The 13412-nt window shown below is 41.2% G+C and carries 12 protein-coding genes; 3 read left to right on the top strand and 9 right to left on the bottom strand.

What is annotated here, in order from left to right; translation table 11 throughout:
* Positions 1–117: 117 nt before the first annotated feature.
* A complete protein-coding gene (rho, locus tag CKV81_RS08515; protein ID WP_095072375.1) occupies positions 118–1878 on the bottom strand; it encodes a transcription termination factor Rho in 1761 nt (586 codons plus the stop codon).
* Positions 1879–2021: 143 nt separating this feature from the next.
* Between rho and CKV81_RS08510 the strand changes: the two genes are divergently transcribed.
* Positions 2022–2411 carry a DUF4293 domain-containing protein gene (locus tag CKV81_RS08510; RefSeq protein WP_095072374.1) on the top strand — a complete coding sequence of 130 codons (390 nt, stop codon included), beginning with the start codon at positions 2022–2024 and terminating at the stop codon, positions 2409–2411.
* Between the two features lie 118 nt (positions 2412–2529).
* Positions 2530–4368, top strand: a complete 1839-nt coding sequence (locus tag CKV81_RS08505; RefSeq protein ID WP_095072372.1) for an ABC transporter ATP-binding protein — start codon at positions 2530–2532, stop codon at positions 4366–4368.
* Here the strand turns inward: CKV81_RS08505 and CKV81_RS08500 are convergent.
* The 6 genes from CKV81_RS08500 to rsfS all read right to left on the bottom strand — a co-directional run bounded on the left by CKV81_RS08500 (position 4365) and on the right by rsfS (position 10349).
* Positions 4365–5696 (bottom strand): DUF389 domain-containing protein, encoded by a 1332-nt coding sequence (locus CKV81_RS08500; RefSeq protein ID WP_258454044.1) that lies wholly within the window; start codon positions 5694–5696, stop codon positions 4365–4367. The genes CKV81_RS08505 and CKV81_RS08500 overlap by 4 nt on opposite strands.
* A gap of 22 nt (positions 5697–5718) precedes the next feature.
* The gene (locus CKV81_RS08495; protein ID WP_095072370.1) at positions 5719–6372 is read right to left on the bottom strand and encodes a phosphatidylserine decarboxylase family protein; all 654 of its coding nucleotides are present in this window, start codon (positions 6370–6372) and stop codon (positions 5719–5721) included.
* A gap of 4 nt (positions 6373–6376) precedes the next feature.
* A complete protein-coding gene (locus CKV81_RS08490; protein WP_095072368.1) occupies positions 6377–7243 on the bottom strand; it encodes a phosphatidate cytidylyltransferase in 867 nt (288 codons plus the stop codon).
* 36 nt (positions 7244–7279) lie between these two features.
* A complete protein-coding gene (locus CKV81_RS08485; protein ID WP_095072366.1) occupies positions 7280–7861 on the bottom strand; it encodes an LUD domain-containing protein in 582 nt (193 codons plus the stop codon).
* 117 nt (positions 7862–7978) lie between these two features.
* On the bottom strand, positions 7979–9958 hold the full coding sequence (gene ftsH / locus CKV81_RS08480) for an ATP-dependent zinc metalloprotease FtsH (protein ID WP_095072364.1): 1980 nt from the start codon (positions 9956–9958) through the stop codon (positions 7979–7981).
* Between the two features lie 22 nt (positions 9959–9980).
* Entirely contained in the window at positions 9981–10349 is a 369-nt protein-coding gene (gene rsfS / locus CKV81_RS08475) for a ribosome silencing factor (protein ID WP_095072362.1), read from the bottom strand.
* A gap of 86 nt (positions 10350–10435) precedes the next feature.
* Between rsfS and CKV81_RS08470 the strand changes: the two genes are divergently transcribed.
* Entirely contained in the window at positions 10436–11149 is a 714-nt protein-coding gene (locus tag CKV81_RS08470; RefSeq protein WP_095072360.1) for a biotin--[acetyl-CoA-carboxylase] ligase, read from the top strand.
* On the opposite strand, the gene CKV81_RS08465 is transcribed toward CKV81_RS08470, so the two are convergent.
* Positions 11143–12237: an LptF/LptG family permease gene (locus CKV81_RS08465; RefSeq protein WP_095072358.1), complete on the bottom strand. Its 1095-nt coding sequence runs from the start codon at positions 12235–12237 to the stop codon at positions 11143–11145. The two genes, CKV81_RS08470 and CKV81_RS08465, sit on opposite strands and share 7 nt — an antisense overlap.
* A 36-nt stretch (positions 12238–12273) precedes the next feature.
* The gene (tgt, locus tag CKV81_RS08460; RefSeq protein ID WP_095072356.1) at positions 12274–13410 is read right to left on the bottom strand and encodes a tRNA guanosine(34) transglycosylase Tgt; all 1137 of its coding nucleotides are present in this window, start codon (positions 13408–13410) and stop codon (positions 12274–12276) included.
* Positions 13411–13412 lie beyond the last annotated feature (2 nt).

Here is a 13412-nt window from a genome sequence, read left to right as displayed (position 1 = left end):
TTCGTTATAAATTTTCTTAAATTAATTATAAAACTGAGCGAACTGAATTTTGTAAGTAAAAAAAACCGCTCCTTAAGGAAACGGTTTATATATGAAATTCTTTGTCGAACTATACATCTATTTATTCATAGACATCAGGAATTCTTCGTTGCTCAAGGATCCTTTTATGTTTTTCTCTACAAATTCCATCGCTTCCACAGGATTCATGTCAGAAAGATACTTTCTGAAGATCCACATTCTCTGCATCGTAGATTCGTTGTGCAGCAAATCGTCGCGTCTCGTGCTTGATGCAACCAGATCGATTGCAGGATAAACACGCTTATTGGCGATTTTCCTGTCGAGTTGAAGCTCCATATTTCCGGTTCCTTTAAATTCCTCGAAAATTACTTCATCCATTTTTGAACCTGTATCGATCAGTGCTGTTGCAATAATGGTCAGTGAACCGCCGCCTTCAATATTTCTGGCCGCACCGAAGAATCTCTTCGGTTTATGAAGCGCATTGGCATCCACACCTCCCGAAAGCACTTTTCCTGAAGCTGGTGTGACGGTATTGTAAGCTCTCGCCAACCTTGTAATGGAATCAAGTAAAATCACGACATCGTGGCCACATTCTACCATTCTCTGGGCCTTTGCCAAAACTAAATTGGCCACTTTCACGTGTTTGTCGGCCGCTTCATCAAACGTTGACGCGATTACTTCTGCATTCACACTTCGCTCCATGTCGGTAACTTCTTCAGGTCTTTCATCGATTAGAAGAACCATCATATACGCTTCCGGGTGGTTTGCAGAAATCGCGTTCGCAATGTCTTTCAGCAACATCGTCTTCCCTGTTTTAGGCTGTGCCACAATCATTGCTCTCTGCCCTTTACCAATCGGCGCAAATAAATCTACGACTCTGGTAGAAACTGTTGCCCCTTTGCCGGCCAGGTTGAATTTTTCTTCCGGAAAAAGCGGCGTTAAATATTCGAAAGCCACACGGTCTTTGATGAAATCCAGATCTCTGCCATTCACTTCCAAAGGTTTCTGAAGTGAGAAATATTTTTCCCCTTCTTTTGGCAAACGGACGATACCTTTCACAGTGTCACCGGTTTTCAAACCATAATTTCTGATCTGTGCTGTAGAAACATAAACATCATCAGGAGAAGAGATATATGAAAAATCCGATGAACGCAGGAAACCATAGTTGTCCGGCAGGATTTCCAAAACACCTTCAATCGTTACAATTCCGTCGAAATTGAATTTGTTTTCCTGTTCGTTCTGCTGCTGATTTTGATTCTGATTTTTTTGCTGGCCGTTTCCGTTATTATTTCCGTTGTTTCCGTTAGAATTTTGGTGGCCGTTATTGTGAGATTTGTTTCCGTTTTGCGGATGTTGCTTTTTCTGCTGCTGTTGATTTTGCTGAGGTTGAGGTTGAGGCTGCGGTTCTTCAGTTTTTTCCTCTTTGATTTCCTCTGTTGCTGGCTGAATTTCTTCGTTCGAAGTTTCTGCAGCCGGTTTTGCTATCCTCCTTCTTTTGTTTTTTTGCACCGGTTCCGGCGTTTCTGTTTCCGCCGTTTCAGCAGGAGTTTCTGTTTTTGGCTCCACCTCTTTTACCGCTGTAGCCGTTTCAGTTTTTTCAGCTGTGGGTTTTGCGGTTCTTTTAGCGGGAGTCTTTTTGGTTGCTGAAGTTGGTTTTGGAGTTTCAGCAGTGGCGGTGGCAGAGTTTTCAGTAGTAGTGAAAAAATCTTTTGCGATTTTAGGATTAGAAGCCTGAAAGTCAAGAATTGCAAAGATTTTATCGTTATCGGTGCTGTTTTTAGCCAGTTTCACACCGAATTCCTTGAGTATAAGAGCCAATTCCGCATCGGATTTTGACCTTAACATTTCAATGTTGAACATAAAATTGTGTATGTAAAATGTATTTGTTAAAAGTATGTGAGTAAGAAAGTTAAGCCGGGCGACTTGTCCTTTATTGAATCAATATCTGTGCAAATCTACATTAATTTTTGAAAAATGCAAAAAAATATGGTATTTTTGCACCTATGTTACAGAGAATACAATCGGTTTGGTTACTTATTGCAGTCTTGGCACCTGTATTTTTGTTTATTACAGGCCAGGATGTGGATGCTTTTGGTAACGCTCCGCTGCTGATGATAGCCTGCGCTGCGCTGGTGATCCTGGGAGCACTGAGTATTTTCAGTTTCAAAAACAGAAAAAGACAGATCATGCTGAATAACATCAGCATCTTCATAAACGCTTTGTTGATTGGTGTATTGATTTACTGGCTGCTAAACTTATCCGGAGGAATTAATTTTCCTGAGAAGGGTATTGAGCCAATATTCCCGTTCCTGGCGATTGTAAGTTTGTTTTTAGCAAACGTATATATCCGCAGGGATGAGAGGCTTGTAAAATCTGTAGACAGACTTCGGTAACCTTACAACGATTTTTTTTTGAGTGTGACAGTCCCAGATTTTGGGGCTGTTTTTTTATTGTCTTTGTCAAAAAATCAAAATATTTAATTTCCGTATTTTTGCCCATTAATCATATTGAATGAAACCGCTGCAGCGTATTTTACATTTCGCAAAACCCCATCAGAAACACCTTTACCTAAGCATATTTTTCAATATCCTTTATTCTGTCCTTAATATTTTTTCCGTAGCCACAATGCTGCCGATTTTAGGTTTGATGTTCGGAACCATGGAAAGGATCGATACCACCAAGGAACCTGTCTACAGCAGAAAGTTTGCAGATTTCTTTGATCATGCGAAAGATTGGGTGTATTATAAAATCCAGCTGAGCATCGATAATTACGGCGCCGTGAAAGTGCTGGCTATGCTTTGTGCCATTACCGCTTTTGCATTTTTGCTGAGAAATATTTTCAGGTATTTGGGTGCTTTTCTTTTGGTTAATTACCGCGTGGGAATCACCAAAGATTTGCGCACGGCGATGTATGATAAATTTCTAAAACTTCCGGTTTCATTTTTTACTGAAAAAAGAAAAGGTGATATGATGTCGAGGATTTCCAACGACATTAGCGCGGTGGAAGGTGGCATCATGGGAGCCTTGGTGGATGTGGTGAACTCGCCGTTTATGATTATATCGTCGCTGATTACATTATTTATCCTTTCCCCCAAACTTACCATGTTTTCATTATTGGTTTTTCCGGTAATGGGCTGGCTGATTTCTGCTGTGGGTAAAAGCCTTAAAAAACAGGCAACATCTGCACAGGAAGAACTGGGAAACCTTTTTTCTTTGGTGGATGAAACACTGAAGTCTTCCAAGGTCATCAAGATTTTCAATGCCGATAAAATCCTGAAAAACCGGTTTAACACCACCACCGACAACTGGAGAAGACACGCCATCGGAATGAGCCAGCGCCGTGAAATGGCCTCTCCAATGAGTGAATTTCTTGGCTCCGTAACCATACTTTTGATCACCTGGTTTGCCGGAGTTCAAATTTTGAACGAGAAATCGATGGATCCTGAGACTTTTCTGGTTTTCATCGCGATGTTTTTCCAGATTTTGGAACCGGCGAAAAAATTATCCAATGCTTTTTCTTCCATTCAGGGGGGATTGGCGAGCTTGGATAGGGTCTCCGAGGTTTTAGATTATGATATTAAAGTTGAACAGGTCCCTAATCCGAAACCTATTTCAGATTTAAAGGAAAAAATTGAATTTAAAAACATTGGTTTCCACTACGACCCTGATAATGTCATCCTGAAGGATTTCAGCCTCACGATTCCGAAAGGAAAAACCGTTGCGCTGGTAGGCCAGTCTGGCAGCGGTAAAACGACGGTCGCCAATCTTTTGGCACGTTTTTATGATGTGAAGGAAGGTGAAATCCTGATAGACGGGACCAATATCAAAGAACTGCATCTGGAACAGTACCGGCACCTTCTGGGAATGGTTACCCAGGAATCTGTCCTGTTCAATGATTCCGTTTACAACAATATCCTGATGGGTAGACCCGACGCCAGCAAAGAAGAGGTGATTGCAGCTTCAAAAATTGCAAATGCTGATCTTTTCATTTCACAGTTTCCAGAGGGTTATGATACCAATATTGGTGATGATGGCGGTAAACTTTCCGGAGGACAAAAACAAAGGGTTTCCATCGCACGAGCAGTCCTGAAAAATCCACCAATTATGATTCTGGACGAAGCTACTTCCGCACTCGACACTGAAAGTGAAAGGCTGGTACAGGATGCACTGGAGCACATGATGGAAAACCGCACGTCGCTAGTGATTGCCCACAGGCTTTCCACCATTCAAAAAGCAGACTTAATTGTGGTGATGGAACGCGGTAATATTGTTGAGCAGGGCACGCATTCCGAACTTTTTGATAAAAACGGCGTGTACAGAAAACTGGTAGATCTTCAGAATTTCGGCTAATTTTCTCTTTGCTGAAAATTAATATTGAGATCAGCATCTTTCAGCCTTATTTTCAAAAATTCCGAAATAGCTGCCTGCTGCTTAGCAGAAAATTTTTCATCTGAAATTACCAAAACCACTTTTGAGTTTGCAGGTTCTGAGTTGTTTTCAATTTTAACATTGGAAAATGAAAAGCCAGATACCCGTTCATCGAAGAGTCTCAGTTCTTCGAAAATTTCTTTTGAAAGTTTTTGCTCCCTGGTGATGCTATCCTGAATTTTTATCATTTTACGGATGTTATCCTGTTCCAGGGAATTGGGCTTGTTCAGTTCCAGATTTTTATCATTATTCTGAACAAAATTAAAACCCTGTTTCACAATTATTTTAGTTCCCATAAGCTCGTATTTAACAGCCTTTCTGATGAGTTGTGAAAAGTCTTCCTCGCTGAGTTTTTGCCCTCCATAAATAAGTTCGATCTGGTTTTTTTCAAAATTTATTTTCTTTGCCAGCAGAAAGTTGTTGGGGAACGTAGCTTCACGGGTTATAAAGCGGTTGGCATTTTGTTCAAAATTATTTTTTTTAATCATTAAATAGCCGAACCAAATACTGGGAACTAAAGTGATGACAATAATAAACCACATAATGATGTTCCATTTTTTTTCAGTTTTGGATTCTGTGAAATGATATTTTGGAAAATTCAGAATCTTTACCACCAAGAAGGTTGATGATGCTATAAAAACCGTATTGATGATATATAAATAAAGTGCTCCGGAAAAATAACCCCACTGGCCTGTGGCCAAACCGAAACCTGCCGTGCACAAAGGTGGCATTAGAGCTGTTGCAATAGCCACACCCGGAATTACATTTCCCTTTAGGCGGCTTCCGTTTGCGATCATCCCCGCACAGCCGCCAAAAAAAGCAATCAGTACATCATAAATATTGGGAGAAGTACGGGCGAGTATTTCGGAATGGGCTTCGCTTAAGGGAGAAATCAGGAAATATAGTGTAGAGGTTGCCAAACCAGTAAGAGTTGCAAAAGCAAAATTTTTCAGAGAAAATTGCAGCATCATAGGTTTGCTAATTGCTACGGAAAAGCCGATCCCCATAATGGGCCCCATAAGAGGTGAAATAAGCATCGCCCCGATTATTACAGCTGTTGAATTCACATTGAGCCCAAGGCTGGCAATAAAAACAGCAAAAATAAGAACCCACAGGTTCGTGCCCTTGAAAGGGATGCTGCTTTCTATATTTTCTTTAACGTTATCGAAATCTTCTTTTTCAGTAAAAAGGCTGAAAACCTCTTTATTTTTCCAGTCATAAAAAAATGCTCCCAAAATAATCAGGAGCAATTTATGAAAAATAAAATTCAGATTATTCTCTCATTTTAGCAATTACATCGATTCCGCCGGTAGTTTTATCCCCGATTTTGCAGATAATTTCTGAATCTAAAGGAAGAAAAACATCCATCCGCGAGCCGAACTTTATAAAACCGAATTCATGGCCGGCTTTTGCAGCATCACCCTCGTTACAGTAGAAAACTATTCGTCTTGCCACATAACCAGCAATTTGGCGAAACACCACTTTATGGCCTGTTAAACTTTCTACAGCAACAGTAGTTCTTTCGTTTTCGGTAGAGGATTTTTCGTGCCACGCGACAAGATATTTCCCGGGATGGTATTTTTTATAAATCACTTTTCCGGAAACTGGAAAGCGGCAAATATGCACATTGAGCGGCGACATAAAAATAGATATCTGGATGGCTTTTTCTTTCAGGAATTCGTTTTCCTCAACCTCTTTTATCATCACCACTTTACCGTCAACAGGCGCAATGACATTTTCTTTATGATCCAGGATTTCACGGTCCGGCACACGGAAAAACCAGAAAACCAAACCATAAATCACGAGAAGCGGCACAATGACCAACAGCGACCATTCCTTAAGGTAATAAACAGCAAGAAACGCCAGCACAGCAAACAGTACGCTTGCGACGATTATGGTTCCTTTAGATTCCCGGTGAAGTTTCATAGTCTTAAATTATATTTTCTAAAATAAAGTACAAATATACAACCGGCGCACAAATAATGAAACTGTCGAGACGGTCGAGAATCCCACCGTGCCCGGGGATGATATTACCGCTGTCTTTCACGCCGAAATTGCGCTTCAGCTGACTTTCTACCAAATCTCCCAGTGGTGCAAAAACGGATACTAAAAACCCAACCACCATCCAGTTGCCGCGCAGCTCAGGATAATATTTTTCGATAAAAAATCCCAGAATCAAAGTCAGAATCACGCCGCCCGCGAAGCCTTCCCAGGTTTTTTTAGGTGAAATTTTCGGCGCCATTTTGTGTTTCCCAAAAAGCCTGCCGCTGAAATAGGCAAAAGAATCGCTGCTCCAGATAAGCACAAAAAGCATAAAAACTTCCAGTGAAAAATAACCTTCCGCGCTGAATTCAGGCAAACCCAACGCAAAGCCGAAAGTCAGCGGTACATAAATCACGGTGAAAATGAGTTTGCCACTTTCGAAATAGAGCTCGTCTTTAAACCTGAAAAGCGTAACTGCCGCAATTACAATGAGAAAAAGTGCTAAAAATTCCGAAAGATTAAAGTTATAGGAAAACCCTTGCATGAAATATCTTTTGGAAAAGAGATAAAACACGTACATTGAAACCGGAATCACCGCAAAACGTTCCCAGCCTTTGCCGAATTTCATGATTCGGATGCATTCCCAGATGCCGACCAGCATAAAGAACGTAATCATTCCGTAGTAAAGCTGGTACTGTTTGATGTCCGGGAAAACTTTACCGATATATTCTGCGCCTAAAGGTGTGGTGCACAAAACAATCACTAATCCGTAAAAAAATCCTGAAATAAGGCGCTGAAGTAAATTTTTGTCCAAAACTTTTATTTATTAAAGAAAAGTAAACCCGTAGGTTTAATCTTCGAGCAAAAGTAAGAAAAGTTTTGTATTGTCTTTGTTCGGAGTATCGAGTTTAGACTGGTTTCCGCTGATTGAAGTCAGGTTTTTTAGCGTGCCTCTGCGTTTCACTCTCATCATAGCGTCACCCAAGTTAGTAACGATTTGCGAAACGTTGGCCATGATAATAATTTTCTCAGGCAGCCGTGATGAGTGGTAATGCAGGATATTGTTGTGGGACAGCATAATTCTGCCGTCGTAAGCAATAAGGTATTCGCAGGTAATGAAAGCCGCATCGTTGAAAAGTTCAAGCTCCGGCGTATAAGAAACTTTCACGACATTTAAAAAGTTCTTCAAATCCTCATCGCAGCAAAAGACCGATTTTATGTCTTCAATTTTTACAATTTGGTTAAGCACCTGCAAAGCTTCCGCTTCATCCTGGCAATAATTGAAAAACCCACCTGAATGCGTGAAGAGCTGGGCAAACTTATAATCGAGGTCAGCATTCTTCAGCTGGTCGCCAAGTTTTACCAGATCATTCTCCTCATCCGTTTCCGGCTGATTAAGAATTTTACCTACAAATTTCTTGAAAAGGCTCACTTATTCAATGGTTTTTATTCAATTATTAACACAAAAATAGAAAATATATTTTATTGAAAAACAATATTACTTAAAATCCTGACTTCAATCTTAGATTAAAGTCAGGATTTGTAAATATTATAATTGATTTCCGTTTTCGGGACCGATCACCACATCAGGATCTTCTTCCTTCAGGCTTTCGTTAACCGGGTTTTCAGTTAGTTCCGGATCCCAAGCTCTCTTACCGAATATTTCCTCCAAATCTTCGCGGAAGATCACCTCTTTTTCAAGAAGTTTTGCAGCAAGCGCATCGAGTTTCGGGCGGTTTTCTGCAAGGATATTCAACGCTCTCTGGTATTGGGTTTCAATAATTTTTGAAATTTCCTGGTCGATGGTCTTAGCAGTTTCTTCGGAATAAGGTTTACCAAAATTGTACTCGCTCTGCCCCGAACTGTCGTAGTATGAGATATTTCCGACTTTATCATTTAAACCATAAACCGTCACCATCGCCTGAGCCTGTTTTGTAACTCTTTCCAGGTCAGAAAGTGCACCTGTGGAAATATTACCAAAAACAGTCTGTTCCGCAGCTCTACCGCCTAATGTGGCACAAAGCTCGTCGCTCATCTGTTCAGTAGTCGTCAGTGAGCGCTCTTCCGGTAAATACCATGCAGCACCTAGTGAACGCCCTCTCGGAACGATTGTTACTTTTAGAAGTGGTGCAGCGTGTTCTACCAGCCACGAAATCGCGGCGTGACCGGCTTCATGATAAGCCACACGTCTTTTTTCTGATGGTTTGATGGCTTTATTTTTCTTTTCAAGTCCGCCAATAATCCTGTCTACAGCATCAAGGAAGTCCTGTTTTGTTACGGCTTCGTGATTGTTTCTTGCTGCGATAAGTGCCGCTTCGTTACAAACATTCGCAATGTCAGCACCGCTGAAGCCCGGCGTTTGTTTGGAAAGGAAATCGCGGTCAACAGACGGATCGAGTTTTATTTTTGACAAATGCACATCAAAAATCTGTCTTCTCTCGTGGAGTTCCGGCAGGTCTACATAAATCGAACGGTCGAAACGGCCGGCTCTCATCAAGGCTTTATCCAAAATATCGGCACGGTTGGTCGCCGCCATTACGATAACGTTGGTATCAGTACCGAAACCATCCATTTCCGTAAGGAGCTGGTTCAGTGTATTTTCTCTTTCATCATTTCCGCCGGTAAAGTTGCCTCTGCCTCTGGCTCTACCAATCGCATCAATCTCATCAATAAAAATAATTGCCGGAGATTTTGCCTTCGCCTGTGCAAAAAGGTCACGAACTCTGGAAGCTCCTACACCCACAAACATTTCAACGAAATCGGAACCTGAAAGCGAGAAGAAAGGAACCTTTGCCTCGCCCGCAACAGCTTTTGCCAACAATGTTTTACCCGTTCCCGGAGGACCTACTAAAAGAACACCTTTCGGAATTTTACCACCTAATTTGGTGTACTTTTCGGAATTTTTAAGAAAATCTACAACTTCCTGTACTTCTTCTTTAGCCCCTTCCAGGCCGGCTACGTCTTTGAAAGTTACGTTTACTTTTTCTTTTTCGTCAAAGAGTTTTGCACGGGATTTACCGATAGAGAAAATCTGTCCGCCGGGACCGCCGCCGCCAGCACTCATTCTTCTGAAAAGGAAGAAATAGAAAAGCCCAAGAACCGCCACCCAGATCAGAACCGAAAACAGAAGTTCTGAAATCGGGTTTTTGCCAAGTCCGAATTCCATTTTGGTTTTGATGTTCGGATTGGCTTTTTTAATCTCGTTATAGCGTTCCTGAAAATATTTTAAATCACCAAAAGTGAGTGAATAGTCGGCTGATGGTGTAAACTGAAATGCATTGAACGGCATACTGTCGTTCTCGGTTTTTTGTACTGTGGCCGTTTTGGCTTCTTTGGTCAGGTAAACATCGGCTTTATCGGTGTCTTTGTACACCATCACCTCCTGCACTTTACCTTCCTGCACGAGTTGGTAAAATTGCTCTTCATCAATTTTTTGGCCTTCCGTATTAGACATCATAGGCTGCAAAAACAGGAAAAGTATCACAGCGATCGCAATCGGGAAAAACCAGTTAAATCCTTTATTGTTCATTATATATTATTCTCAAAATCAGTTATAAAATATCTTCTATCGCGGTGATTTTAGCATCGCCCCAAAGTTCTTCGATCTCATAGTAATCACGGATCTGTCTTTGGAATACGTGTACTACCACGGAAACATAATCCATAAGGATCCACATGGCATTATCGGTACCCTCTACGTGCCAAGGTCGTTCCTTTACTTCGTTACGGACTTTTTTTTCGATGTTTCCGGCGATAGCATTCACCTGGGTGTTTGAATTTCCGCTGCAGATAATGAAAGTTTCTGCCACGGAATTTTCGATTTTTGAAAGGTCAAAGATTTTGATGTCTTCACCTTTTGTATCTTGAATCGCTTCTACGATTTTATCAATTAATTGTTGCTTTTGTGTATTTTTACTCATTCAAAAAGGTATAATCTGCAAATTTATTGTTTTTTGTTTATTGTACTACTGTAATTTAAGCATTTATACTCATAAAGTTTTCTTAAATGTTTCCGCTTTTTTATCTTGAAAAATGCAGCTCGACCAACGACGAAATTCTTTATTTTGTAAAGGAAAATCGCTTGCCTGCAGCCGTTTACACATTTAACCAAATCAATGGCAGAGGCCAGTATGGAAACACGTGGAAAACCAACAAAGATCGCAACCTTGCTTACAGCATCGCTCTGAAAGTTCGGGATTTTCAGATTTCCGGTAGTTTATTCAATTTTCGTACCGCCTCGATTTTGCGGGATTTTATTGCCAAATTGACCAAAAACAGTGTTGAAACGAAGTGGCCCAACGATATTATCATTAATGGTAAAAAAGTTTCCGGAATGCTGATTGAAAAACAGAAAATTGAGGGTGAAGACTATTACATCGCGGGCATCGGAATCAATATTTTACAGACTGATTTCTCCGGATTGCCGAAGGCAGGCTCCATATTGACGCAAACTCAGCAGCGATTTGACCTTGAAGACTTTACGGCAAAACTTCACACTCATTTCTGCTCCTCATTTCAAAATGAGCATTCAGCAGAAGACATTCTGGAAGATTTTAATGAAAATTTGTTCCGTAAAAATAAGATTTCTGTTTTTCAACTGAATGGCGTGCGACAAAATGGCATAATAAAATACGCTGACGAAAATGGTTTTCTCTGGATAGACATGGAAAAAGACGGTTTGCAAAAATTCAACAACAAAGAAATTGAACTCCTTTACTGATTGGCTCTTTTAAAATAAAGAAATGCAGCCAGCGGTGCAAAAATGATGTTGGGAAGCCACATCGCGAGCAGTGGTGAAATGGTATTGTTCTCGGAAACCACCTTTAAGACCTCAAAAGAAAAAACGAAAATGAACGCCAGCGAAATCCCGATAGCGAGGTTCGCACCAAGCCCACCACGCTTCTTTTGTGATGAAAGCGACAAGGCCAGAATCGACAGCACAATGATGGAAACCGGCATCGAAGTCCGCTGATAAAGCTCATTAAGGAAGAAATTCAGGTTTTTGTTGCCTTTTTCTTTTTCCTGGCGGATGAGTTTCAGAAGTTCGGGCGTGGTCTTAGTCTGCCCCAAGAGCTCATCTGGGAAAAGCTCTTCCGGCGAATGGCCGAAATCCAGGTCTTTGGTATCGCCGTTGGTAAGAATTTCAGATTCGTTTACTGAAGCTTTTCTATGCAGATAGGCGCTAATGGTGAATTTCTTCTTTTTAGCGTCCCAAAAAATCTCGTTAGCTGAAGTTTCTTCGATCAGCTTCCGGTTTTTATCAAATTTCTGAAAAAGAAAACTAGAACCGCGCTTCTCCTTCCGGTTGTAATTGTTGATGAAAATATATTCAGTAGGTGAAAGCTGGGTTGCAATCTCCACATTTCCTAATATTTTCTCCCGGTTGCCTTCGCTGTAGGTATAAACTTCGAGCTTGTTTTTCTGCACATTAGCCCACGGCAAAATAAAATGATTGGTGGCAAGCGCAAACAGCGCGATAATCGCCGAAGCGATGAAATATGGCCTTGCAAAACGGTGAAAACTGGCGCCACTGCTGATAATGGCTACAATCTCAGTATTATTCGCCATCCTGGAAGTAAAATAAATAACCGAGATGAAAACAAGAATCGACATGAAAGTGATGACCAGGTAAATCATCCAGAACGGATAAAAATGTACGAGAAAATATCCTACCGTAAAACCGTTGCCTTCGATACGCGGTGATTTACTCTGCACATCGATCACCACAACGATGATTGACAGCAACAGCAGCATAAACCCGAGTGTACCCAGGAATTTTTTGATGATGTAGCGGTCAATTATTGGCATTCTTAAAAATAATAACTATTGATAAAAATAAAAATTTTAAAGCCTGTGTCTTAATACAGGGACCACAGAATCTTTCCACTGATAGAAATCTCCTGCCAAAATATGCTCTCTCGCTACACGCACCAAGTCCAGGTAAAACGCAAGATTATGGATTGAGGCGATTTGTTTCGCAAGATATTCCCTGGAAACGAAAAGGTGCCGTACGTAAGCTTTGGAATATTCCCTGTCCACAAAACTCGTCCCAAACTCATCCAGCTGCGAAAAATCGTTCTTCCATTTTTCATTTTTGATATTGATGACGCCTTGCCACGTGAAGAGCATTCCGTTTCTGGCATTTCTGGTTGGCATCACGCAATCCATCATATCTACGCCCAAACCAATGCTTTCCAGAATGTTCCACGGAGTTCCGACGCCCATCAGATATCTTGGTTTTTCGATCGGCAAAATGTCAGTAACTTCATTGGTAATCCGGTACATTTCATCTTCCGGTTCGCCCACGGAAAGTCCACCGATCGCGTTTCCTTCAGCATTCTGTTCTGAAATAAATTCCGCAGAAATCTTTCTTAAATCCGAATAGGTTGAACCCTGCACAATAGGGAAAAGCCTTTGCCTGTGGCCGTAAATTTCAGGATTTTCATCGCACCACTTGATACATCTTTTAAGCCAGCGGTGCGTCATTTCCATCGATTCCTTAGCTTGGTTGTATTCGCATGGATAGGGCGTACACTCATCGAACGCCATAAAAATATCTCCCCCGATCTGTCTTTGTATTTCCATGGATTTTTCAGGAGAAATAAAATGATAACTGCCGTCGATATGCGATTTGAATTTCGAACCTTCTTCGGTGATTTTTCTGGTATCTGAAAGCGAAAAAACCTGGTAACCGCCGGAATCGGTGAGAATCGGCAAATCCCAGTTCATGAATTTATGTAACCCGCCGGCTTCCTGCATCACATCCATTTTCGGACGGAGGTAAAGGTGGTAAGTGTTGCCAAGAATAATCTGTGCCTTGATGTCCTCCTTCAATTCACGCTGATGCACGGTTTTTACGGACGCCACGGTTCCTACCGGCATAAAAATCGGCGTCTGAACCTGCCCGTGGTCGGTCGTGATTACGCCGGCTCTGGCTTTGCTTTCCGTGGTTTTTTCTATTTCAAAAAACTTCTTTTCCATAA

The organism is Chryseobacterium taklimakanense, from assembly GCF_900187185.1.
Taxonomy (GTDB): domain Bacteria; phylum Bacteroidota; class Bacteroidia; order Flavobacteriales; family Weeksellaceae; genus Planobacterium; species Planobacterium taklimakanense.
This window is presented reverse-complemented; position numbering and strand designations above follow the sequence as displayed.

What these genes read in the sequence shown, in the direction of transcription:
- rho (WP_095072375.1), bottom strand. Translation starts at nt 1,878, where the DNA reads ATGTTCAACATTGAAATGTTAAGGTCAAAATCCGATGCGGAATTGGCT.
- CKV81_RS08510 (WP_095072374.1), top strand. Translation starts at nt 2,022, where the DNA reads ATGTTACAGAGAATACAATCGGTTTGGTTACTTATTGCAGTCTTGGCA.
- CKV81_RS08505 (WP_095072372.1), top strand. Translation starts at nt 2,530, where the DNA reads ATGAAACCGCTGCAGCGTATTTTACATTTCGCAAAACCCCATCAGAAA.
- CKV81_RS08495 (WP_095072370.1), bottom strand. Translation starts at nt 6,372, where the DNA reads ATGAAACTTCACCGGGAATCTAAAGGAACCATAATCGTCGCAAGCGTA.
- ftsH (WP_095072364.1), bottom strand. Translation starts at nt 9,958, where the DNA reads ATGAACAATAAAGGATTTAACTGGTTTTTCCCGATTGCGATCGCTGTG.
- rsfS (WP_095072362.1), bottom strand. Translation starts at nt 10,349, where the DNA reads ATGAGTAAAAATACACAAAAGCAACAATTAATTGATAAAATCGTAGAA.
- CKV81_RS08470 (WP_095072360.1), top strand. Translation starts at nt 10,436, where the DNA reads ATGTTTCCGCTTTTTTATCTTGAAAAATGCAGCTCGACCAACGACGAA.
- CKV81_RS08465 (WP_095072358.1), bottom strand. Translation starts at nt 12,237, where the DNA reads ATGCCAATAATTGACCGCTACATCATCAAAAAATTCCTGGGTACACTC.
- tgt (WP_095072356.1), bottom strand. Translation starts at nt 13,410, where the DNA reads ATGGAAAAGAAGTTTTTTGAAATAGAAAAAACCACGGAAAGCAAAGCC.